General features: G+C 37.7%; 18 protein-coding genes. 7 read left to right on the forward strand and 11 right to left on the reverse strand.

Annotated elements, in window-relative coordinates; all coding sequences use genetic code 11:
• Positions 1–89: 89 nt before the first annotated feature.
• The 6 genes from F935_RS07035 to F935_RS07060 are packed head-to-tail and all read right to left on the reverse strand — an operon-like array spanning position 90 to position 9,590.
• Positions 90–1,823: an ABC transporter ATP-binding protein gene (locus F935_RS07035; protein ID WP_016138277.1), complete on the reverse strand. Its 1,734-nt coding sequence runs from the start codon at positions 1,821–1,823 to the stop codon at positions 90–92.
• 13 nt (positions 1,824–1,836) lie between these two features.
• On the reverse strand, positions 1,837–2,979 hold the full coding sequence (locus tag F935_RS07040; protein WP_016138278.1) for an ABC transporter permease: 1,143 nt from the start codon (positions 2,977–2,979) through the stop codon (positions 1,837–1,839).
• 7 nt (positions 2,980–2,986) lie between these two features.
• Positions 2,987–3,925, reverse strand: coding sequence for an ABC transporter permease (locus F935_RS07045; RefSeq protein WP_016138279.1), 939 nt, complete (start codon positions 3,923–3,925; stop codon positions 2,987–2,989).
• A gap of 12 nt (positions 3,926–3,937) precedes the next feature.
• Positions 3,938–5,950 (reverse strand): M3 family metallopeptidase, encoded by a 2,013-nt coding sequence (locus tag F935_RS07050; protein ID WP_016138280.1) that lies wholly within the window; start codon positions 5,948–5,950, stop codon positions 3,938–3,940.
• 22 nt (positions 5,951–5,972) lie between these two features.
• A complete protein-coding gene (locus F935_RS07055; RefSeq protein WP_016138281.1) occupies positions 5,973–7,793 on the reverse strand; it encodes an ABC transporter substrate-binding protein in 1,821 nt (606 codons plus the stop codon).
• 18 nt (positions 7,794–7,811) lie between these two features.
• A complete protein-coding gene (locus tag F935_RS07060; protein ID WP_016138282.1) occupies positions 7,812–9,590 on the reverse strand; it encodes an ABC transporter substrate-binding protein in 1,779 nt (592 codons plus the stop codon).
• A 780-nt stretch (positions 9,591–10,370) separates the two neighbouring features.
• Between F935_RS07060 and F935_RS07065 the strand changes: the two genes are divergently transcribed.
• From F935_RS07065 to F935_RS07085, 5 genes are all read left to right on the forward strand, one after another.
• Entirely contained in the window at positions 10,371–13,043 is a 2,673-nt protein-coding gene (locus F935_RS07065) for a TonB-dependent receptor (RefSeq protein ID WP_016138283.1), read from the forward strand.
• Between the two features lie 108 nt (positions 13,044–13,151).
• Positions 13,152–13,862, forward strand: coding sequence for an energy transducer TonB (locus F935_RS07070; RefSeq protein ID WP_016138284.1), 711 nt, complete (start codon positions 13,152–13,154; stop codon positions 13,860–13,862).
• A 41-nt stretch (positions 13,863–13,903) separates the two neighbouring features.
• Positions 13,904–14,785: a MotA/TolQ/ExbB proton channel family protein gene (locus F935_RS07075; RefSeq protein WP_016138285.1), complete on the forward strand. Its 882-nt coding sequence runs from the start codon at positions 13,904–13,906 to the stop codon at positions 14,783–14,785.
• A 15-nt stretch (positions 14,786–14,800) separates the two neighbouring features.
• Positions 14,801–15,223 (forward strand): ExbD/TolR family protein, encoded by a 423-nt coding sequence (locus F935_RS07080; RefSeq protein ID WP_004792697.1) that lies wholly within the window; start codon positions 14,801–14,803, stop codon positions 15,221–15,223.
• Between the two features lie 19 nt (positions 15,224–15,242).
• Entirely contained in the window at positions 15,243–15,656 is a 414-nt protein-coding gene (locus tag F935_RS07085; RefSeq protein WP_016138286.1) for an ExbD/TolR family protein, read from the forward strand.
• 47 nt (positions 15,657–15,703) lie between these two features.
• Here F935_RS07085 and F935_RS07090 read toward each other — a convergent pair whose 3' ends face one another.
• The 4 genes from F935_RS07090 to F935_RS07105 all read right to left on the reverse strand — a co-directional run bounded on the left by F935_RS07090 (position 15,704) and on the right by F935_RS07105 (position 21,042).
• Complete coding sequence (locus F935_RS07090) at positions 15,704–16,168, reverse strand: GNAT family N-acetyltransferase (RefSeq protein WP_016138287.1); 465 nt, start codon at positions 16,166–16,168, stop codon at positions 15,704–15,706.
• 99 nt (positions 16,169–16,267) lie between these two features.
• Positions 16,268–18,433 (reverse strand): malate synthase G, encoded by a 2,166-nt coding sequence (locus F935_RS07095; RefSeq protein ID WP_016138288.1) that lies wholly within the window; start codon positions 18,431–18,433, stop codon positions 16,268–16,270.
• Between the two features lie 366 nt (positions 18,434–18,799).
• The gene (gene zapE, locus F935_RS07100; protein WP_016138289.1) at positions 18,800–19,942 is read right to left on the reverse strand and encodes a cell division protein ZapE; all 1,143 of its coding nucleotides are present in this window, start codon (positions 19,940–19,942) and stop codon (positions 18,800–18,802) included.
• A 77-nt stretch (positions 19,943–20,019) separates the two neighbouring features.
• Positions 20,020–21,042: an AraC family transcriptional regulator gene (locus F935_RS07105; RefSeq protein ID WP_035366120.1), complete on the reverse strand. Its 1,023-nt coding sequence runs from the start codon at positions 21,040–21,042 to the stop codon at positions 20,020–20,022.
• A gap of 121 nt (positions 21,043–21,163) precedes the next feature.
• Between F935_RS07105 and F935_RS07110 the strand changes: the two genes are divergently transcribed.
• Both F935_RS07110 and F935_RS07115 read left to right on the forward strand, forming a co-directional pair.
• A complete protein-coding gene (locus F935_RS07110; RefSeq protein WP_080645554.1) occupies positions 21,164–22,711 on the forward strand; it encodes a flavin-containing monooxygenase in 1,548 nt (515 codons plus the stop codon).
• Positions 22,712–22,760: 49 nt separating this feature from the next.
• Positions 22,761–23,672 (forward strand): LysO family transporter, encoded by a 912-nt coding sequence (locus tag F935_RS07115; protein ID WP_016138292.1) that lies wholly within the window; start codon positions 22,761–22,763, stop codon positions 23,670–23,672.
• Here the strand turns inward: F935_RS07115 and pyrF are convergent.
• A complete protein-coding gene (pyrF, locus tag F935_RS07120) occupies positions 23,669–24,367 on the reverse strand; it encodes an orotidine-5'-phosphate decarboxylase (protein WP_016138293.1) in 699 nt (232 codons plus the stop codon). The genes F935_RS07115 and pyrF overlap by 4 nt on opposite strands.
• Between the last annotated feature and the right edge of the window lie 139 nt (positions 24,368–24,506).

Genomic DNA, 24,506 nt, shown 5'->3' on the forward strand with positions numbered 1-24,506 from the left:
GTATTTTTACTCTCTTATTTTATAAGCATTTAGCCTATAAACCAAATAAAAAGGCACTCGAAAGTGCCTTTAACGACATAACTTTACGCTTATGAAACGTGTTGAATCCCTTGGGGAATGGCTTGTAATAGTCGTTTAGTGTAATCATGTTGAGGATGCGCATAGAGCTCATCCGAATTAGCAATTTCCACAACTTCACCATGATTCATGACCATCACCTGATCAGAGATATACTTCACAACAGATAAGTCATGTGAAATAAAGATATAACTCAGCCCAAACTCATCTTGTAAGTCTTGTAATAAGTTAAGTACCTGTGCTTGGACTGAAACATCGAGCGCCGAAACAGATTCATCACAAATCAAAATTTCAGGCTTTAGTGTTAAACAACGTGCAATCGCAATACGTTGACGCTGTCCACCCGAAAACTCATGCGGATATCTATAGTAAGCTTGCTCAGGTAAATTCACTCGCTCAAGCAAACTAAGCGCAATTTGTTTACGCTCAGCATCATCTTTACCAATACCATGAATTTGCATAGGCTCTAATAAAATCTGCCCAACCGTAAAGCGCGGATTCAGAGAAGCATACGGGTTTTGAAAGATAATCTGGATTTTCCGTTGATATTTAGCAAACTCTTTTTCAGTTAAGGAAAGAATATCTTTACCTTCGATGAAAGCCTGTCCGCCAGATGCCTGATGTAAGCGCATGAGTAATAGTCCAACAGTCGTTTTACCTGAACCTGACTCACCGACTAAACCCAAGGTTTTTCCTTTAGCAAGTTTAAAAGAAACTCCTTTAACTGCCTGAAACTCTTCTTTGCCAAATAGGCCTTTACGGCTATAAAAGCTTTTTTTCAAGTCTTTCACTTCTAAAATAATTTGCTCATTACCATTTAAGCCACGTTTGCGCTCGGGAATTTCTGAAGCATCAAAACTTTGTTCGACCAATATGTTGTCTTCTTGACGCATAAAATCGCTGGTCACTGGTAAACGATAAGGTCGTTGTGACATTTGCGGGCGGCAATAGAGCAAAGCTCTCGTATATACATCTTTAGGCTGCTCAAGAACCTGTTCAGCAGCGCCTTGCTCTCTAATCTCACCATGACGCATTACAATGACTTTATCTGCAATTTCACCGACCAACGCTAAATCATGAGTAATAAAAAGCATCGACATTTGACGGCGTTTACGCAATGACTCAAGTAAATCAATAATCTGTTTTTGAATCGTGACATCAAGCGCAGTGGTTGGCTCATCGGCAATCAGCAGTTTAGGTTCACATGCAATTGCCATAGCAATCATGACACGTTGCTGTTGACCGCCCGAAAGTTGGTTAGGATAAGCATCAATTTTAGTTTCAGGTGAAGGAATACCGACTTCTTTAAGCAACTCTAAAACACGTTGTCGGGCCTGTTTACGGCTCAACCCCATATGCAAACACAACACTTCTGCAATTTGGTTGCCAACCGTAAAAACAGGATTTAATGATGACATTGGTTCCTGAAAAATCATGGCGATATCTTTGCCACAGATTTTGCGCATCTCTGTACGAGATAAGCTCAGTAAATCTTTGCCTTCAAATATAATTTTACTTTGTTCATCAATTTTACTCTGACCTACAGGCAGTAATCCCATAGTTGCTAAAGAAGTAACCGATTTGCCACTACCCGACTCACCTACTAAAGCAACCGTTGTATTTTCAGGAATATCAAAGCTAATTCCTTTTACGGTTTCAATATATTGTTTATCTTCACCTTTAAAACTTACTCGTAAATTTTTAACGTGCAACAATGGCGCATTCTTATTTTCTTGTTCGATCATTTGGACCTTCCTCTTATTTTAGCTTTGGGTCTAACGCATCACGGAGTGCATCAGTAAACATTGAAAATGCCGTAACCAAAACAGCCATTGCGACAGAGGCTGCGACAAGCTGCCACCACTTACCTAAAAGAAGTTCACTTTGTGCTTCATTTAACATACTCCCCCAAGACACTACGCCTACGGGTACACCAAAACCTAAGAAACTCAAAATGACTTCAGATTTAATAAAAGACACCACCAGAATTGACATTTGGACTAAAGCAATATGACTGACGTTTGGAAAAATATGAATAAACATACGGCGGAAATGCCCCACACCAATTGCTTTAGCAGCCAGCACATACTCACGTGCGGTATGTTTCATATATTCGGCACGAATTAAACGATAAACACCCGTCCAGCCCGTTAAACCTAAGATCAGAACAATAGATAAAATGCCTTTTTGTTGAAGTACGGCAGCAATGGCAAGCACTAATAACAAATATGGAATCGAGGTAAAAATGTTATAGAACCAGTTGAGAATATCATCAACCCAACCACCAAAATATCCTGAGATTGCGCCTAAAAGCGTACCAATACCTACCGCAAGTAAAGCAGATATCACCCCAACAATAATTGAAGTTTCAGCACCTTTAATTGTTTTCTTTAAAACGTCTTGCCCCCACTTATCAGCTCCAAATACAAGAGTGCTTTTCAGTTGGATTTGCTGATCTAAAAGATGCCCGCCAAGTTGCTGATCAATCGCTTTCATATCATCAGCTAAAGGGTCAACTACACCATAATAATCAATTGCACTTCCAGCACTCTTTTCTTGTTTAATTTCAGCCTTAAGTTGGTGGATTACATCTTTTAGAGGGTCTACTGGGTTTTCGGGTAATTCCTCGTCAACTACCGCAGCATTTTGCCCTGCATCTATTGTCTTATCTGCCCCTACAAATGTAGGAGGCGCATAGCTCACTGCAACTTCTTTATTCCAGTCAGATGCAATCACACCCGTCATCGATAGAACTAAGATAATAAAATAAAGCAATACAATCACTAGCGATGACATTGCGATTTTGTCGGCCCGAAGACGTCGCATGGCAAGTTTCCACAGGCCAGATGAATGAGCTTCGGTTTTTGTTTGTTGTTTTCTTTTTGATAAAACGCTCAGCATAGCCCACCTACTTCAACTGTACACGTGGATCAACCACTTTATAGACCAAATCGGCAATCAGGTTAAAAATCATGGTTGCAGCTGCGATGTAAACTGTAATTGCTTTAATTACAGGAAAATCACTTCGCTCAACTGCAATAATCACCTCTCGACCAATCCCGGGAATACCAAAAAAACGTTCAATTAAAAATGCGCCTATGAGCAACGCAGGTAAAGTTGACATCACATCGGTAATAATCGGAATTGAAGCATTACGCAGTACATGTACACCTAAAATTCGACTTTCACCTACACCTTTGGCACGTGCTGTTCGAACATAATCCTGATTAATTTCATCAAGCACAAAGCTACGATATAAACGTAAAGTCGGTGCAATACTCACAACCAACATGATTAAAATTGGAAGTAAGGCAAATTTAAATAAATTCTCGGAAAAAGTGTCACTCCAGCCTTGCACAGGAAACCAGCTCAGCTGATAAGCCAGAACATATTGAAAAACAATGATGTAAACTAAAATACTGATCGACATCGCAATAGTACATAGCATCATGACCATACGGTCTGTTAGAGAGCCACGTACCGCTGCAACAGCCAATGCCAAAATAATTGAAATAACCGTCTGTAAAATAGTGAGCGGAATTAAAAGCGTGAGCGATGGCCCTAATCGAGTTAAAATAATTTGCGAAACAGGTTCACCCGTACTCCAACTTGCGCCATAGTCAAAAGTCAGTATTTGTTTAATGAAAATCCAAAGTTGAACGTAATACGGCTGATCGACACCCAGTTGCTTACGAATGTTTTCGATCTGCTCAGGATTGGACATCTTGCCTGCTAAGATATAGGCAGGATCGCCACCGACCCAGTTAAAAAGAATAAAAATAAGTAAGACTACCCCCAACATGGTTGGAATCATCTGCCATAAACGCCGAATAACATATGCCAGCATAGTGATAATTCCTTATTTAACCCGTTGTCCGGTAATTTCATTAAAGAATGCTTTATTGTCAGGTTCACGACCAAGAAAATCTTTCACTAGCTCAGCTGCTGGTTTTTGACTACCCTGCGATAAAATCGTTTGACGGTAACGCTGCCCAACTTGCGGATTATTAAGGTTGTCACCATAAGCAGAAAGCATGTCTAAAGCTAAAACTTCAGACCACATATAACCGTAATAGCCTGCTTGATAACCACCCATCAAATGTCCGAATTGCCCTGGAAACTCTGTTGTTGGTACATAACCTAAAGCTGTAGCAGCTTCCATTTTTTGCCAATTTTCTAAAGGGTTTACTTTTAAAGCATCCGCAGTATGAAGTGACATATCGTACTGTGCATAAAGAGTCTGACGCGCATAACGCAAGCCACGTCCATAGTTATGTACTGCTTTTAAACGGGCAATTAATTCATCATCAACACGTGGACATGCTGGATCACAATAATCAGCCACTTTAGATAAGGTTTCTTTACGGCGTGCCCACTCTTCATACATTTGAGACGGTGCTTCTACAAAATCACGCTCTACAGATGTTCCAGACTGACTGGCATAACGTGTATTTGATAAAATGCCATGTAAAGCATGACCAAACTCATGAACAAAAGTTTCTAGCTCATCACTGTTTAATCCTTTACGGTTAAAGTTGGTGACTAATGCTGAAACGGGTAAGCGGTTGGTTAAAGTACTGCCACCGTATACTCCCCAAACGGCCGCATGGCCATACTTCCCTTCACGAGGGAATTTATCCATATATAAGCCACCCAAAAGTTTGCCTGTCTTTTTATCAACTACATCGTAATATTCAACTTCGCTCTGCCATGCTTTAACTTTGACAGGTTTAAAATCAATACCATAAAGGTCAGATGAAATGGCAAACAACCATTTTTGAGCAGCTAAAGTTGGAAAGTAATCACGAAGCTTTTCTTGATCAATCTGATATTTATTCTTACGAAGTTTTTCGCTCCAGTAAGCTTCACTCCAACGTGTGATCTCGGTTTTTTCTAATGGGGTTTTTAAAGTTTGTGCTTTAAATTCACGCAGTTCTTCTACTTCTTTGCGTTCAAGTGGTGCTACTGTTTTTTGTACTTCTGCTAAAAATTGATTTACAGCCTCAGGCGTTTTAGCCATACGGTCTTTTAAAACCCAATCTGCATAACTTGCTTTTCCAAATAACTGCGCAAGCTCATAACGCAAATCAATTGCTTGTTTGAGTAGTTTTAAATTTTGCTCAGTACCGCGTCGAGTAAAGGCAATCTGATATCTTTTTCGGGCATCATCATTATCTGCCAATTCCATAAAAGGACGATATTCAGGATATTCAAATCCTAATAAATAATTGCCTTTAGAATTTTTCTTTAATGCTGAAATATAACTTTCGGGTAACCCCTTCATCTCTTCAGGAGTAAATTCAAGTTTCTCTGGATTATCGCGGATTTTGCGGGCATATTCTTGTTCAAGTTTAGTCAACTCATCCAGAATAGCCTTCATTCTTGCACGTTTTACAGGTTCAAGTTGAACGCCTGTGTCTTCAAATTGGCTTAAAATATCTTGACGGTATTTTTGGTCAATTGGGTCTGTTGCTTGTGCATTTTTAATTAGGTTATATAGCTTTGGGTTCTGAAATATATCAGTGTGAAACTGATTAATTTTGATTTCACAGTCTTCTGCTGCCTTACGTAACTTTGCATCTGGGTCTACATTACTATATAGACTTATCGGACCTGAGAAATCTTCAAAATGCGCAAAAATTTTATCCCATTTTGCCAATATAGGCGCCGCTGCTGCATTATCTTTAATAGGTGTTTTTTCAAAAACTGTAATCTGTTGCTGAATCTTTTTTAAATTAGCATCGCACCATGCTGGAAGTTGTTGGGCTTTAAGTAATGGCAAAGTAGGACGTGTTGTCTCTGCCGCTGCAAACTGACTTATGCCTATTGCCAACATACATAAAGTAGTCATTTTCAGTGCATTTTTTTTCATCATATCTCCAATTTTTTTTCATTTAATGATTAGATTTAGTATGTGTATCAATATCAATGTACATCCACTCAGCATGTAAAATTGGATGCTTCTTATATCCAATAATTTGTGGCTGGGCCAACATATTTCGGTAACGCGCATAAGACACTTGCACTGGCATATACACTTCTAACAAGCGTGTCATTTTTCGATAAAGTGCATCTCTTTCAGGACCAGCTTGCATTTGTTGTGTCTGACGATACAACTGGTCAAACTCTGGAATCGAACCACAAGACCAGTTCGTCATATGCGTATTGGGACCATAAAAATTCTGCATAAAATTATCGCCATCAGGATAATCGGCTATCCATGCCGAAGACCCGAACATACCTTCACACTGTTTTTGCGCACGAATGAGGTCTGCAAAAAGCATAGGTTTAAAGACCATGCGAATATTTAAACTATCAAAGTTCTTTTTCCAAAGTTCAGCACTTTGCTGCCCAATACTGTCACTGCGCGCCATATATTCAATGACCAAAGGCTTTCCGTCTGGTTGTGTACGCCAACCTGATGCATCTTTTTTATAGTGATATCGATCTAATAATAAGTTTGCTGCTTTCACAGAATATGGCGTACTGCTTCTATACTGTGGATCGTTGCCCACTACCCCTGGTGGAACTGGAAAATCTAAACGCTGAGCATCATCATTTCTTACTAATTTAATTTCTTGATCTAGTGAGCGGGACATTGCAATTGCACGACGTAATGCAATTTTTTCTTTACTCATTCCGCCTACGACTGGATTTTTAAGGTTCCAATAAATATAGCTAATTTCAGGATCGACAATACGAGATAAATGCACACCTTCTTTAGCAAGTTCAGGTCTTAATTTACCGTCTTTAATTGCTTTTGCGACCAGTTGACCTTCAAGCTGAAATATATCAATTTCACCACGCTGAAATGCCAACCATCGTGATTGATTTTCTTCCATAACCTGAATATCAATTGTGCCTATTTGAGGCATTTTTTTACCTTTAAGGCGCTTCACAATTGCCTCATCCTCAGAACTACTGGCAGCAAAGTTCCAAGTAAAACCGCGGAAATCAGGATTCGTTTTTAAAACAATACGTGAAGCAGGCACCCATTTATTGAGTATATAAGGTCCAGTTCCTACAGGATGGCCCATCACATACCCTGCTTTATCTTTATATTTTTCGATGACTTCACGTGCCACCGCACCTGTAGGGTCATGTGCAAGTAATAAAGGAAAGTTATAATCTGGCTGAACTAAACGAATCACTAAAGTATATCTATCTGGCGTTTGTAAACCACTTACGCTTTGGTCATAGTTAAATTTTCCAGTTTTATTGGCTGCTTTTACTAATGCATCCATACCTTCAATTTTACTCTCTAACAACCAGCTATTTGGTGAGCGTAAATTTGGGTCTAATAACCGCTTAAAAGAGTACGCATAATCGTTTGCTGTTAATTCTCTCGGTTTACCTTTAAAGACCGGATCTGGCGTAAAATAAATACCTTTTTTAATATGAATGGTATAAGTCAGGCCATCAGCACTGACTTCCGGCATGGCTGTGGCTATTTGCGGAACAAGTTTTGCGGGCCTTGCTAAATAGTCATAGGTATATAAAGTTTCAAATATCGAAGTGGTTACATGCGCCGAATATAAATCATGGATATAAGCTGGGTCGAAACCTGTTTCAGCCGTCGGGAACACATAACGTAAAACTTTATTTGGATCGGCTGGACTTTTTGCAAATATAGTCGTAGATCCAGTTAATGCCAAACTGGCAAATAACAAACCGACACTACAATGCTTGAGCTGTTTTATTAAATTTTCAGTCATATTTATCTTTATCTAAAATTATTTTTTAACAGGGGTAATATCAAGATATTGCCAGTTTGTATTCATCATTGGGTGAGGTTTAAAACCCTGAACTTGTGGTTGTATCAACCAGTTACGAATTCGAGTTACATGAATAATCCACGGATTGTCAGCTTCAATCTGGCGGTTAAGCTTTTCATAATATGGTAGACGTTGTTGCGGTGGTAAATGGGTGACTTGATTATAAAGAGCATCGTATGTTTTTGACTGGTAACACGCATGGTTTCCTTGACCTGCATTTGGACCATAAAGTAATTGTGCAAAATTATCTCCTTCAGGATAGTCAGCAATCCATGCTCCACTCCAAATCATATATTTGCATTGCGTCGCGGCTTTTAAGTTATCTGCAAAGTTACTCACATTGAAGTCCGCACGAATACCAATGGCATCCAGATTTTTTTTCCACAGTTCGGCATGAATAACCGATGCTGAGCTATTTTCATTATTAATTTTTAAAACTAAAGGTTTTCCGTTTGGCAAGTTTCTGTAGCCATCAGCCCCTTTTTTATAACCATAATAATCAAGTAGTTTATTCGCCAATAGCGGATTGTATCCTACGCTACTTTTGTACTTCGGGTTATAGCCATTTACACCTTCAGGTATGAACATTTCTGCTCTAACAGCTTGGCCTTTATAAGCCTGTCGTATACTTTCTTTTTGATCGTATGCTAACGTAATTGCTCTACGAAGAGCGATCTTTTCTGGGCTAAAACCACCAATGACCGGATCATGCATGTTCATCATCGTATAGGTAATTTCAGGTTCTTTATTAGGGAAATGCTTAATTCCTCTTTTTTGAAAAGACGCTTTAAGTTCGCCCCCCTCTAAAGCTTGAGGAACTGCATTCGCAGTAAGTCTATCAAAATCCAATTGACCAGACTGAAGAGCTAACCATCGAGACTGTTGTTCTTCAATAATACTGACTACAACTTTACCAACTTGCGGCATTTTCTTACCGCTCATTTCTTTAACAAGCTGGTTATCCCACGGCGTTCCTGTTGATTTAAAGTTCCAGTCAAAACCCCGATAATCAGGATTGGCAACCAGTTCGACCTTACTTCGAGGTACATATTTACTTAACATGTAAGGTCCAGTGCCGACCGGATGCATACCAATCCGATCACCGTAATAATCAACAACCTCTTTAGCAACGCCACCAAATGTAATATAGGCAAGAATATAAGGAAAATTAAAGTCTTGCCGAGTTAAGGTGAATTGTAGAGTATATCGATCAAGTGCTTTAATTCCTGCAATAGGTGCAGCGTAATCAAATTTTCCAGTTTTCTTTGCTTGAGCTACAACGGCATCGGCACCTAACAATTTACCCTCAATAAAAGAAACAGAAGGTGCTCTATTTTTAGGGTCTAAAATACGTTTAATTGCATAAACATAATCTTCTGCCACCAGTTCACGGCGCTTACCTTTAAAGGCAGGGTCATTGGTAAAATAAATACCTGGCTTAATTTTAAATGTATAAACTTTACCGTCTTGTTCAACCTTAGGTAGGCTTTCAGCCGTATAAGGAGCTAGCTGTACTGGACGTGCCAGATAATCATATTTGAGCAAAGGTTCAAAAATTGCTTCAGCAATACTGGCACTATAAAAATTGGTGGTTTTAACCATGTCAAAACCATCGTCAGGCGCCTCATAAGCAACATGTAATATTTTGTTTGGTTGTGCAGGCGTTTGGGCGAAAGCACAAGAAACTGATGTAATAGCCAGACTTAAAATGGCGAGCTTAAAAATTTTTAATTTCAAGTTCCTACCTACTTAATTAATATTTTAAAGATATTATCCTTTTGAGTAACATCTAAATCCGCATAAGAAAAGTTCTTTCTCAACGGACTACTTTCTTCTTTATAAATTATTAACCTTTCTATTCAATCTTTTATTTGATCAAATGGAAAACATCACAATAAAATTAGAAAGCTGTAACTATCTAATATAAAGCGAATTTCATGCCATATTTTATGATCAAGAGTAATCCCTATAAAAATATTTAAAATTTACATTTTAATTAGGCACTTAAAACTTCTGGGACTATATAAATAAAAGTAAGTTTTTGCCAAATATTATATTTATATAACTTATGCATCGTTAGCCTATATTGCACAATTAAAAGTCATAAATGTTTCATTCTAGTTCATAATTTTTTTATCGTTTAAACAACTAACACTATATCAAACCAATAATTTATATCAAAAAAATATAATTTAAAAGAAATGTTACATTATACAATTACATTTCAAAAAGTTCTAAAAAGATACAAAAGTAAAAAACCAATACATGAACAATCCAATAATGATTATTTTTTATACAAATAATTTTGGAACTTTTAGCCAACATAAAAAAAATTACCAAATGGAAAATTTTTTTAATAGATATAAAACCCTAAAACCCCATCACAAACATAATAAAATCAATATATATCAATATTTTGCATAAACTAAAAAAAGAAAAATATATAGTTGGCACTTGCTTTGCTTAAAGACTTTTCAGCAATATCGCTAACTACAACAAAAAGGGATCAAATCCACGATGAAAAAAAAATACAATGTTCGATCTCAGGTAACCCCCAAGATCGGCAAAACAATTCTTAAATTAAGTACCCTTAGTTTAAGCATGATGTGTCTTACCATGGCGCAAGCAGCAGAAACAGAACAATCAAGCAATGATGATAAACCCGTCAAAGTTGTAAAAGTTGCTGTGACAGGCTCTTCAATCAAGGGAGTTACAGCTCAAAGCGCTTCACCCATTACCATTGTAAAAGTCGATGAAATTTTAAAACAAGGGGTGACCACAACTGAAGAAGCTTTAGCAAAAATTAGTGCAAACCAATCGAACTTTGTTACCGCCAGCAACGTAGGTGCAAGTAAAACAGCTGGTTCGGCAGCAAACCTGAGAGCCTTAGGTGCCAATAAAACACTTGTTTTACTTAATGGTCGTCGATTAGCTGCAAATGCTTATGATAGCGGCGTCACAAACTTAAATATTATTCCACTCGCCATGTTAGACCGAATCGAGGTTTTAAGAGATGGTGCCTCTTCCATTTATGGAACAGATGCAATTGGCGGGGTAATTAACTTTATTACCAAAAAGCAGTTTACAGGACTTAACCTAACCGCTGGCTATCAAAAACCTGAAGAAAAAGGCGGTGAGCAACAAGACTATAGTATCTTTGGTGGCTTCGGTGACCTAGATGAAAATGGCTATAACGTTTTTGGTGTGGTGGACTATCGCAAAGGCGATGATGTCATGGCCAAAGACCGTAAAGTTAGTCGGCGTGGAGGGATATTACCCGAATTAGGTGTCAATAGAACCAGTAGTGGTTCATTCCCTGCCAATGTCCCTGGTTTAGGTAATCCCTATGCAGCTACGGGGTGTGGTAATGACCCTTTAGTAGCGAGCACCGATGGTGAAACTTGTAGATACAATAGCCAAGCAGTGATTGGAATTGTTCCAAAAACAGAAGACATCTCAGCTATGGGCCGAGCTACTTTTAAACTGAATGATAACTTTAATGCGATTGCAGAATATTTATATGCAAGAAGTGAAGTCACTACTTCAGTTGCGCCAGATGTATTTTTTGATCTGACGCTTGACTCTAGTAGTAAATATTATCCAGGAAACGGCATAACTCCAGCTTTAGCAGGCGCTAAGGGAACTATCCCTCTATATCTGCGTTCACAATCAGGTAATCGTATAAGTAACAGTATTAACCAATCTCATAGATTGTTTGCTGGTATTGAGGGTGAAACTCATGGTTGGGATATTAATTCAGGCGTTACCTATGCCCATAGTAGTGCATCGGATGCTATCGTAAGTGGCTATTTAAACTTTGATAAAACACAAGAAGCTTTAAACAATGGTATTTTAAACCCATTCGGGCCACAAAACCCTGAAGATGCTAATGCATGGAATGAGTTAGGAGTTGAAGGTAAATACTTAAAAGCCAACCTAGATACAACTACCGTTGATTTCACTGCAAGTCGACCTATATTTAAATTACCAGCTGGTGACGTTGGTTTTGCGGTTGGAGCAAGCTATCGTTATGAAGATTGGACTTCAAAAGTCGTTACTGATGTTGCCCGAGTCGCACCTAGTACAGGTGTCGATCCTGATGAACCAGTAAATACTGGTGATCGTAATATTAAATCGGTATTTACCGAATTTCATATCCCACTTCTTAAAACTTTAGAAGCTCAAATTGCCGCTCGTTACGATGACTACAACGATTTTGGTGATACTTTTAATCCAAAATTTGCACTTCGTTGGGAACCTATTAAACAGTTAATGTTCCGTACAACTTATAGTACGGGCTTCAGAGCTCCAACACTTTGGGAAGTGAATGGGCCAAATTCAGTAACAAACACAGGTGCGGCATATGACGATCCAGTGCTTTGCCCTGGTGGAGTTATTCAACCAGGAGGAAAAAAAGAACGCGATTGTAATATGCAATTTGACAGACAAAATGGAGGTAATAAAACTCTAGATCCGGAAGAGTCAAAGTCTTTTACTGCTGGCTTAGTATTTGAACCAATTAAAAATTTAGCCTTCACTCTTGATTACTTCAATATTGAAGTCGACAAGCAAATTGCTACACTTTCGGAAACTGCTATTTTTAATGATCCTGTGAAATATGCAGACAAATTTGTACGTAATCCTGATGGCTCATTAGATTATATTATTACAACACAACAAAATTTAGGTGGAATTAAAACTTCAGGTTTCGACGTTGGCTTAAGTTGGGTTTCTCCAATGACTGCTACAGGTCGTTTCGGTTTCAACATTGATGGTACATATATAACAGACTACAAATACCAAGCCGAGCCAAATGGAGAATGGATAGGTGTTGCTGGGTCATATAGCGGCTTAGACTATCAATCTATTATTCTGCGATGGAAACATACTGCAAACCTAAATTGGAATTATGAAAACTGGGCTTTAAACCTGCAACAAAACTTCTCTCGTGGGTACCAAGATCAAAATGCTAATGACCAAAACCATAGAGTTAGCGACTATACAACATACAACATTTCAGGCACTTATAAAGGCTTTAAAAATCTAGAAGTGACCGCTGGTATTAAAAATATTTTTGATGAAGACCCTCCTGCTTCTAATGTAATTGATAACTTTCAAATGGGATATGACCCACGTTACGCAGATCCTTTAGGGCGTACGTACTTTGTCCGAGGTACATATAAGTTCTAAATGGTTGTTCTGCAAACATGACTTTAAACATCGTGTTTGCAGACCGAATACTCACCCTTAGTCAAACATTAATTTAAGAATTGTTTGTCTCAAGTTTCAGGAGTAACTATGGGCATGACTTTTACAGACATAGAAAATAAATCTGCAAAGCGCCTTATTGGTATTGCCGCAGTACTTTTTCTGCATCTTATTGTTGCCTATATTCTGATGTCAGGTTTAGCAAACAATATTCAAAAACCAGCAGAAAAACCTGTGGAATTACAAATTATTCAAGATATTAAACCGCCTCCTCCACCAAAACCAGAGGAGCCAAAACCCAAGGAAAAACCGCCTGAACCACCAAAAATGGTAGAAAAAGTTGCCAAGGTTCCTGAGCCAGTGAAACAGGTCGAAAAAGTGACGCCTGTACAAAAAACAACTCCAGTAACTCAAGCAACTAAAGTGGCTACCCCAGCTCCTGCTGCACCTAGCACCCCATCACCAAGCCCTGTTGCCGCACCGGCTCCAGTGGCAGCTGCCCCTGCTCCTAAACCAGCTGGCGTAACTCGCGGTGTTTCGGAAGGCTCTGCTGGCTGTGAAAAACCGGAATATCCACGTGAAGCACTGATGAATGAAGAACAAGGTACCGTGCGTATACGTGTTTTGGTTGATACTTCAGGCAAAGTCATTGATGCAAAAGTAAAAAAATCAAGTGGCAGCAAAACCTTAGATAAAGCGGCAACTAAAGCTTACAGCTTATGTACGTTCAAACCAGCAATGAAAGACGGCATGCCTCAGCAAGACTGGTATGAAATTGAATATCCATTCGTAATTGAATAAACAACTGAATTAGTAAGAAATTAAAAAATATTGGAGATAATATGATGAAAAAATCAACTCAACCAATCGTACGTTTCGCTTCTGCAAGTTTAATCGCAGCATGTTCATTGCTTCCATTAAGTACAGTTTTTGCAGAAGAAACGAATAATGCTCCTGTTGCAACAGCAACCACTGAAGCAACTTCAAATGCAAATACTCCTACTCCACCACCGAAACCAGCAACAAGCGAAACTGTTAAAAACCCTTATGGTCTAGAAGCTCTTTGGCGTGAAGGAGACTTAGTCGCTAAATCTACCTTATTTATATTAGTACTGATGTCTATTGGTACGTGGTACATCATTGTCTCTAAATTCTTACAACAAGCTAAAGTAAAACGCCAAGGCAAAGAGGCAGAGAAAAGTTTTTGGGAAGCAACTTCCCTAGATAATGCAGCTGATAATTTAGAGCAAAGTAGCGCCTATCGCTTTATTGCAGAAAAAGGCATTAACTCAACCAAATCGCACGGCGGTTCTTTACTTGAACGAATCGATTTTAATACATGGGTGAGCATATCAATTCAACGTGCAATTGAAAAAATACAAAATCACTTAGGTGGTGGTTTAGCCTTTTTGGCAACAGTTGGATCTACGGCACCATTTGTTGGTCTTTTTGGTACGGTTTGGGGAATTTATCATGCATTAACAGCCATCGGAATTTCAGGTCAGGCATCTATTGATAAAGTTGCTGGTCCTGTCGGTGAAGCTTTAATTATGACAGCTATTGGTCTGGCAGTCGCAGTACCTGCTGTACTTGGTTACAACTGGCTGACTCGCCGTAATAAAGCCGTTATGGAAAATGTTCGTTCGTTTGGTTCAGATTTACACGCAGTTTTATTAAGCGGGGAAATTAATACCAATAATTCGGTTAACCGCAGCATTAAATAACGAGGAGCAAACGTTATGGGTATGAGTGTTGGTTCTGAAGATGACGATGAAATGATTGGCGCAATTAATACAACGCCTCTAGTTGATGTCATGTTGGTTTTACTTATTATTTTTCTAATTACGATTCCGGTAGTTACACATACGGTTCCAGTGAAACTGCCAGAAGAAAAAAATACTCCATATGCCACCACACCTGAAAATATTCAACTTTCTGTGAACAAGAAAGGAGATATTTTCTGGAATGAAAGCTATGTGCCTAATAAAGAAATATTGCTATCAAAGCTTCAAGCAGTTGCACAAAAAAGGCCTCAGCCAGAAGTTCATATTCGTGGAGATCAACTTACTCATTTTGAGGCAATAGATCAGGTCATTAGTACGACCAAACAAGCTGGTATTGGCAAAATTGCATTTGTTACTACCCCTCCAGCCTCCCAGTAATTATTTTAAGGAGAATTTTATGGGTATGAATGTCGGTTCAAATAATGATGACGATGTGATGTTGGAGGTCAACATGACACCTCTTATTGATGTCATGTTGGTACTTATTATTATGTTCATTATTACCATTCCTGCACCAAACAACGCGATTAATATTAATTTGCCAAACGGCACACCGCCACCAACCAATGAAAAGCCACCTGAAGTAATTGATGTGAAAATTGACGCAGCAGGTAAAGTGTTTTGGAATAACCAGCAGGTTTCTGACCGCACGGCACTAGAGACTTTATTTCAAGGTGTGGTTGCCAAAAAAGATCAAGACCAGATCAAACTTAAACCAGATCAAATGGCTGAATATAAAAATGTAGCTATGGTCATGGCTACAGCGCAGCGTTTAGGTGTCACCAAAATTGGAATTGTGAGCAGTAACTAATATTGCTTTTAAATCTATTCTATTACTTCATACGCTAACTGGAATTTTCAGTTAGCGTTTTTTTGAAGGGAAATATTCAACTCTAAAATAATATCTCCACATTCATCATATTCTCCAGTTTCGATAAAACCCAATTTTTTATAAAGTTTTTCAGCACAATGATTAGAGGATTTATACATAGTTCGAATGCGTTTAGCTCCTTTTGAAAATATTTCATCAATTGCCATTTGCAACGCTGCGGTACCATAACCTTTAGCTTGATTATTTTTATCAATCATAAAACGAAACAACCAAAATAATGTCTTATCAGGTGGATCAGTTTCGACACAATACATTAAGAACCCAATGACGTCATTATTGAAACAGATCACTCTTGGACAGTAATGTTCTTCCACTTTAGACTCAGCAATAGAATATACATTTGGTGCAACATAGTCTTTTTGAGATTCATCCAATGATAATCTTGCACATTGAATCCAATTCTTACGATCTAAACTTTTCAAATTAATCAAATTCAAAAATCCTTTAGAGATACATTTTCTTAGTTTAAGCAAAAAATATACCGAGAACAAAAAAGCCTCCGAAGAGGCTTTTTTTATGACAGGTTAAAATTAGTCACCTGTATAACCTTTTAACTTTAAACGAGCAGCATGAAGTAACGGCTCAGTATAACCTGAAGGCTGTTCACAACCTTTGAAGATAAGGTCAGAAGCTGCTTGGAAAGCAATGTTGGTTTCAAAATTAGCAGCCATTGGTTTATACAACGGGTCATTCGCGTTTTGCTCATCAACAATTTTTGCCATGCGTTTAAGCACTTCTTCAACTTGTTCACGAGTCACAATACCGTGACGTAACCAGTTTGCAACGTGTTGAGAAGAAATACGTAATGTTGCACGGTCTTCCATTAAACCTACGTTATTAATGTCAGGAACTTTCGAACAACCTACACCTAAGTCAACCCAACGAACAACGTAACCTAAAATACCTTGGCAGTTATTTTCAAGCTCATTGTTGATTTCTTCTGCTGACCAGTTTGTTTCTGGTGCAAACGGAGGAGTCAACAAGTCATCTAATGACAACATTTCTTCAGTTTTCAACTGATCTTGACGTGCTTTAACATTCACTTGATGGTAATGCATCGCATGAAGCACTGCACCTGCTGGAGATGGAACCCAAGCACATGAAGCACCTGCATTTGGATGTGCAGCTTTAGTTGCCAACATATCTTTCATGCTATCTGGTTTTGGCCACATGCCTTTACCAATTTGTGCTTTACCTTGTAACCCAGACTTCAAACCAATTGCAACGTTACGGTTTTCGTAAGCAGCAATCCATTTTTGTGTTTTTACAGCTTCTTTACGCACAACTGGTGCAGCTTCCATTGACGTATGAATTTCATCACCAGTACGGTCCATGAAACCAGTATTAATAAAGATCGTGCGATCTTTTGCAGCAGCAATACAGTTCTTCAAGTTTACAGATGTACGGCGCTCTTCATCCATAATACCGATTTTTAACGATTTAGGTGGTAATCCAATCGCCTGTTCAGCACGTTCAAATAGCTCTACAGCAAATGCAACTTCTTCTGGACCATGCATTTTTGGCTTAACAATATACATAGAACCTTTACGAGAGTTCTTGTTTTCGTTTTCACTACGAATGTCCGCAACTGATAACAATGGTGTTACCAATGCATCCATAATACCTTCGAAAATCTCTTCACCATCTACCAAAATAGCTGGGTTAGTCATCAAGTGACCTACGTTACGAAGTAACATAAGTGAACGACCATGAAGTTTTGTAGTGCCACCAATTAAGTTCTTAATTTCGCGATCTTTATTTAAATCACGAACAATTGTTTTACCATTTTTCTCGATAGACTCTTGAAGCGTACCCTTCATTAAACCTAACCAGTTACGGTAGCCTTCAACTTTTTCTTCAGCATCTACTGCTGCAACAGAATCTTCTAAATCCTGAATAGTAGTTACAGCCGCTTCAAATGTTAAATCTTTAACACCCGCTAAATCAGTTTGACCAATTGGGCTAGATGCATCAATTTCGATAATGACATGAAGACCATTACTTAAAAGAACAATTTCCGTAGGATTCGCTTCTTCACCGTTGAAACCAACGAACTGAGCTTCATGAGCTAAACCTGTTTTTGAACCATCTTTCAAAGTCACAACAAGTTTATTTTGCTCAATTGCATATTTTGTCGCATCTGCATGTGAGCCTTCTGCGAGTGGGAAAACTTCATTTAAGAAATTTTTAGCAAACTCAATTACTTTTGCACCACGTACAGGATTATATCCTTTCCCTTTTTCAGCTCCGCCTTCTTCAGAAATTACATCGAAGCCGTAAAGTGCATCATATAAAGAGCCCCAACGAGCATTCGCTGCATTTAAGCAATAACGAGCATTACGTACAGGTACAACTAACTGCGGCCCTGCCAATAATGCGATTTCTTCATCAACATTTTCAGTTGTAATTTGAAAGTCTTCAACTTCTGGCAATAAATAACCAATTTCAGTTAAGAACGCCTTATAAGCACCTAATTCAAATTTATTGTTACGGTGCCATTCATCAATTTTTGCTTGTAATTCATCACGCTTAGCCAATAATGCTTTATTTTTTGGGCTAAGATCGACAACAACTTGCTCAAAGTTCTTCCAGTAAGTTTCACTATCTAAACCAGAACCTGGTAAAGCTTCATTTTCGATAAAATCGTAAAGTTCTTTAGCAATCGCTAACTTGCCTTTTTGAATACGTGCAGTCATTGTCTTTCCTGAAGTTGCTACTTTTTATACCAAGAGAATCCTAGTATACCGATTTAAATTAAGCTGAATACTAATATCACATTCCTAAATAGTGAGCATTTTCCCTTGTAAAAATATTGACAAAGATAAATTTTCCTATATAGGAAATATTAAAATTCTAACTAGGATTCCCAACAATTTATTCAATATTTAAAGATACTGAAACTAGACTTTTTGTTAACAGACAAAAAATTTCACTATCTTATTTTTCTAAAGCGTATTTAGTTATATCAAACTTTGCAGCCTGAAAAAGCATTATTTAACTAAATTTATCTATTTTTGTTGTAAAAAAAGCGCTCAATCTAGAGCGCTTTTCATATCTATTTCTTATGCGTTTTTAGCTTCATCAATATGACGATGTTCTGAATGCAAATATTCATCCGATTGCATTTCTAACAAACGCGAACGAGTACGCTCAATTTCAAATGCTAACTTTTCACCTTGATAAATATCAATAATACTATCTTGAGAAGTTAAAAGTAATTTTACTCCACGGTCATAAAATTCATCGACTAAATAAATAAAACGACGTGTACCTTCAGACAGGAAATCTGTTAAATGCGGAACATTACTTACCAGAACCGTATTATAGATATTTGCAATTTCAATAAAATCTGCTGGGCTACGCGGTTTAAAGCAAAGTTCAGAAAACTCACACCACAACACATCTTCGGTATGTCCTAGAGTCTCGACAACACGATTATTAATTACAATTGGTTCTTGAGAATGAGCTTGTGTATGCGTTAAAGCGCTAAAACGTTCCGACATCCAACTTTGGACTTCATTACTTAATGGCGACTTAAATAATTGAGCTTGTTTTAAGACACGTAAACGATAATCCACACCTGCATCTACATTTAAAACAGTGCAATTCTTTTTAACCATTTCAATTGTTGGTAAAAAGCGATCACGATGAATACCGTTTTTATATAAACCGTCTGGTGCAATGTTTGATGTAGCAATTAATGTCACACCACGAACAAATAATTTTTGAAATAAATCACTTAGAATCATTGCATCAGTTACATTTGATACAAAGAACTCATCAAAACAAATAACGACTGCATCTTTATAAATTTGGTCAGCCACAATTTCAAGTGGATTACGTTGACCAGAAAGCTTGTTTAGCTCTTTATGAACATGTTGCATGAAATGATGAAAATGCATACGTGTTTTACGGCGAAACGGCACTGACTCATAAAATTGATCCATAAGCCAAGTTTTTCCACGACCTACTCCACCCCACATATAAACACCGTTAGGTGAAGTTTGGCGGCGAAAACGACGGAAAGCTTTTTTAGAGGCTTTATAACGGTTTAAAAGTTCTTTCCATACGCGATCTAATTCTTGCACTGCCTGTGCTTGCGCTTCATCTGCCATAAACTGGCCTGAAGCTAAAGCCTCAGCATAGCGTTCTGCTGGGGAAGAAGGTGAGAATGCAGTACTATGAGAAGATTTTAAATTTAACATATCGTTTTATTTCAATTTTAACTGATAGGAGTATAGCGAACATTTTGTTCAACCACATTAGCTTTTAGCATCAAGAATTACGACGATGATTCTTTGCCATATTGTCGAGGACTCTGTCCAAACCATCGTTTAAATGCATGATTAAATGCCGCTGGTTCAGAATAACCGAGCAATTCGGCAATAACCTCTATTGAGTATTCTCTATATTCCATAAGCTTTAATGCCTTATTCTTGATAATTTGTTCACGAATTTGCTTATAACTCGTATTTAACTGTTGCAATTGATGCCTTAATGTCCTTTCAGGCATTTTCAATGCAAAAGCTGTCTCCGCCATGCTCGGGATAATTCCTTGTTGCAACTCAAGATAATCTTGCACACATTGTATGATATGTGGAGTTTGGTGATCTTGTTGATTTAATCTTGTTATTTCTGTAATACATTTTGATTCATAAATACGATGTGTAATGATATCGGCAGAAGGAATTTTGATTTTAAGCACATCCTTACTTAGGCTAAATGCCGCATATTTACCATTAAAATGTACATCATCGCCATAATATGCAAAATAGCGAGATAAAGTATCTAAGTCAGTTGGTTTTTCAAATGGAAGTTCTATACGCATAGCGGGCATTTGTAATCCCATCATCGTATAAATATCTTGAATAAATTTATAAGTTCCTGAAACTTCACATTGTGCCCGTAACTGTCCAACTTGGGTTTTCAAATCAACAGGCAAATAATTTAAAATAGTGCGTTCCTCAGTCTCGTAGAGGCCTAAAGCACCAAACAAATGAGTAAGCCTTTGATATTGGATTCCTTTGTTTAATGCAGTTTGAACATCACTACTCGTTACAAGCAACATAAGTAATGGTCCGTAACCAGCTAAAGCATAATGCTGTCCAATAAATAGACCCTTTTCAGGCTCAACATTTTCACTAATAATTTGTTGAATATCCCATTCTAGGCGATCATGAATTGTGGAACTCGGATCTAAAGCATCAACCTTAATTCCTATACCAGCCAAACGTGAGTCGACATCAATGCCTGCATTGCGCATTCCTTGAATTAAATACATTAAACCAAGTATCGACCGTTTCATTCTTCTATCAATTTCCCTAGACTCAAATGTTTTACTATAAAGAAGAAAGAAAATTAATTGCCGAATCTATCAATTTTCACGTCGATCCAATCATGTTTAAACTGATCAAAAAACGTTAGTCTTGCATGCAATCCTCTTTTCAGCTTATGCAGGGTTTCCAATGCTAAACGCAAAGCAAGATGCTATTCAAAAAACTAAAATCGCTATTATTGGTGCTGGATTTGGTGGCCTAGCAATGGCTATCCGTTTACTGCAAAATCAACAGCAAGACTTTGTTATTTTAGAAAAATCAAATGATGTTGGTGGAACTTGGCGAGAAAATCGCTATCCAGGCGCAGCATGTGATGTTCAATCTCATATGTACTCCCTCTCTTTTGCTCCCAAAACTGACTGGTCAAAACGTTATGCTGAAGCACCAGAAATTTTCCAATATATTCAAGATATTACAGAAAAATATAAGATTAAAAATTACTGTAAGTTCAATCACGATGTAACTCATGTCCAATATGATGAAATGCGTCACGTGTGGACTCTTGATTTTAAAAACCAGCCTTCGATTGAAGCTCAATTTGTAGTTTTTGCATCAGGCCCCCTACACATCCCACAAATTCCCCATATTCAGGGTATCGAAAAATTCAAAGGAAAAGTTTTTCACTCTTCACAGTGGGAGCATGACTATAACCTAAACGGTAAATCAGTCGCTTCTATTGGTACAGGTGGTAGTGCAATTCAATATATTCCAGAAATAGCTGGAGATGTTAAGCAACTCTATGTATTTCAAAGAACAGCAGCATGGGTAATACCTCGAGATGAACGCAAATACTCAGGTTTAAGTAAAGCATTATTCAAATCTTCTAATCTTTATCGCCAAATTCATCGTAGTCGTCTTTACTGGAGTAATGAGTCGCGCGTTGTACCCATTGTTCAACCCCAAATTATGAAATATGGTCAAAAATTGGCAGAAGCTTTCATTCGCTTCCAAGTGAAAGATAAAGAAGTAGCAAAAAAACTCACACCAGACTTTGTGATGGGATGTAAACGTATTCTTATTTCAAATAAATACTTCCCTACATTTAACCGTAAAAATGTTGAGCTCGTGACGAATGGTATTCAAGAAATTAAAGAAAATAGTATTGTTACGAAAGATGGCAAAGAACGACCTATTGATTGTTTAATTTACGGTACAGGTTTTATTACTGACCCACGTATTTACTTGAAACACTTCACTTGTATTGGACGTAATCAAGTCGAGTTAAAACAGGCGTGGAAAGATGGTGCAGAAAGTTATTATGGCATTATGACTAAAAACTTTCCCAATCTCTTCCAATTAGTCGGCCCTAATACAGTATTAGGTCATAATTCGGTTATTTTTATGATTGAATCTCAAGTAAATTACATTTTACAACTCATTCAACTCGTAGAAAAGTCTGGGCAAAAAGCAATTGAGATCAAACCAGAAGTTCAAGATGCTTTTAACGAGCGGGTTCAAACTCAACTTCAAGGGACTGTGTGGCAAGCTGGAGGCTGTAGTAGCTGGTATCAATCTGCTGATGGAAAAAACTTTTCACTATGGCCAACATATACATGGAAGTACTGGTTAGAAACGCGAAAAGTTAATCCTAAAGATTACATACTATTAAATAAAAGCGCACAGAGCTATGCAGCTTAAAATGTTCAAGACATAATAGGTGGGTTAAAAACAATCCACCTATTATTATATGCAATCTTTTTATCTCATCATTCAAATTTTTTTAGCACTTGCTTCCGGCTATTTTCTAGCACCCAAACTATCTTTAAATATCCAAAAGTTTATTTTTAAAATACTGCCCTATTTTTCTTATATTCTCTTAGCAAGTGTGGCTTTAGAGTTAACACTGGCACTTGATCAAATAGAGAATCCTTCTGCCATCCTTCCACCGGCTATAATCATTGCGCTAACCACATCTTTTGGTTCTTTTTTTATATGTTTATTGGCTTATACAATTTTTGATAAACAAAGTGTGAAAGGAAAAATCTCACTTCAACTCTTTGTAAATGCTCTAAAGAATATTGCAAAAGCTTTTCTTGCCTTAGGCATCGGTGTTCTATTAGGAGCTATCGCCACTCAATTCAATTCACATATGGCATTTAATAGTTGGTATTTATTATTACTATTTATTTTCTTAATTGGTATTGAGCTTGCGTTCACCCACTTCAACCGTACGTGGTTAAGCTGGAAAATTTTAATTGTACCTTTAGCCGCTTTTATAGGGTCATGTATCGCAGGCTTCTTTAACTACTTTTTGCTTAGCAAGCATTTTGCACTGAATGAGACGTTAGCATTAGCACAAGGTTATGGCTGGTACTCAATGTCAGGTATCTTATTTACGCAATTGCGCTCGGCAGAACTAGGTGGTATCGCTTTATTAACTGACTTATTTAGAGAAATTATTGCTATATTTTTAATGTATACAATGGGATGGCGCTTTCCACGTCCTGCTATCTCAAGCGCTGGCGCAACATCAATGGATGTTACATTAGCTATGGTAAAACAGTCATGTGGTACACATTATGTACCACATGCCATGATGAGCGGCTTATTATTAAGCCTACTCGCCCCGCTATTAATTAGCTTATTTCTAAATTTTTAAGCAATTGAAGCAAGAATAGACTTCAACATTTCTGTTGGATTTTCAGCTTTAGTAATCGGACGGCCAATAACCAAATGTGTAGAACCATCAAGCATAGCTTGCTTCGGAGTCACAATACGTTTTTGGTCGTCCGCATTTGACCCTTCTGGGCGAATACCAGGTGTTACTAAAGAGAAGTCTTGTCCAATCAATTCACGAAGAATTTTAGCTTCTTGTGCAGAACAAACCACACCATCCAAGCCACTTTCTTTAGTGAGTTTAGCTAAGCGCTTTACATGCTCCACTGGTTCAACATCTAGACCAATATCTTTTAAATCTTCACGTCCCATTGACGTCAATACAGTGACCGCAATCAACTGAGTTTGATAGTTGCCTGCTTTTAAACGCTCTACACAAGTTTCCATCATTTTACGGCCACCTGAAGCATGGACGTTGACCATCCACACTCCTAAATCAGCTGCTGCACAAACAGCCTGAGCGGTAGTATTTGGAATATCATGAAATTTAAGATCAAGAAAAACTTCAAAGTTTTGTTCTTGAAGTTTTTTTACAACAGATGGGCCTTCATGAGTAAAAAGCTCTTTACCCACTTTTACACGACATAAAGTAGGATCAAGTTGTTCAACAATTTTTAAAGCGTCATATTGGCTTTTTGCATCTAACGCAACAATGATACTCAAGAGACTTTCTTCCATCACATAAAATCAGCATCATTATAATAGACAAGTCATCAAGTAATAAAGGAATGTATAAGGAAGGCTTTTAAATTTAGAGACAATAATGCCATGGGGACTGATTTTTAGAAAAATAAAAGAAGAAAATGCAAATAAATTA

Source organism: Acinetobacter calcoaceticus ANC 3811, assembly GCF_000399665.1.
In the GTDB taxonomy this organism is placed as follows: domain Bacteria; phylum Pseudomonadota; class Gammaproteobacteria; order Pseudomonadales; family Moraxellaceae; genus Acinetobacter; species Acinetobacter calcoaceticus_B.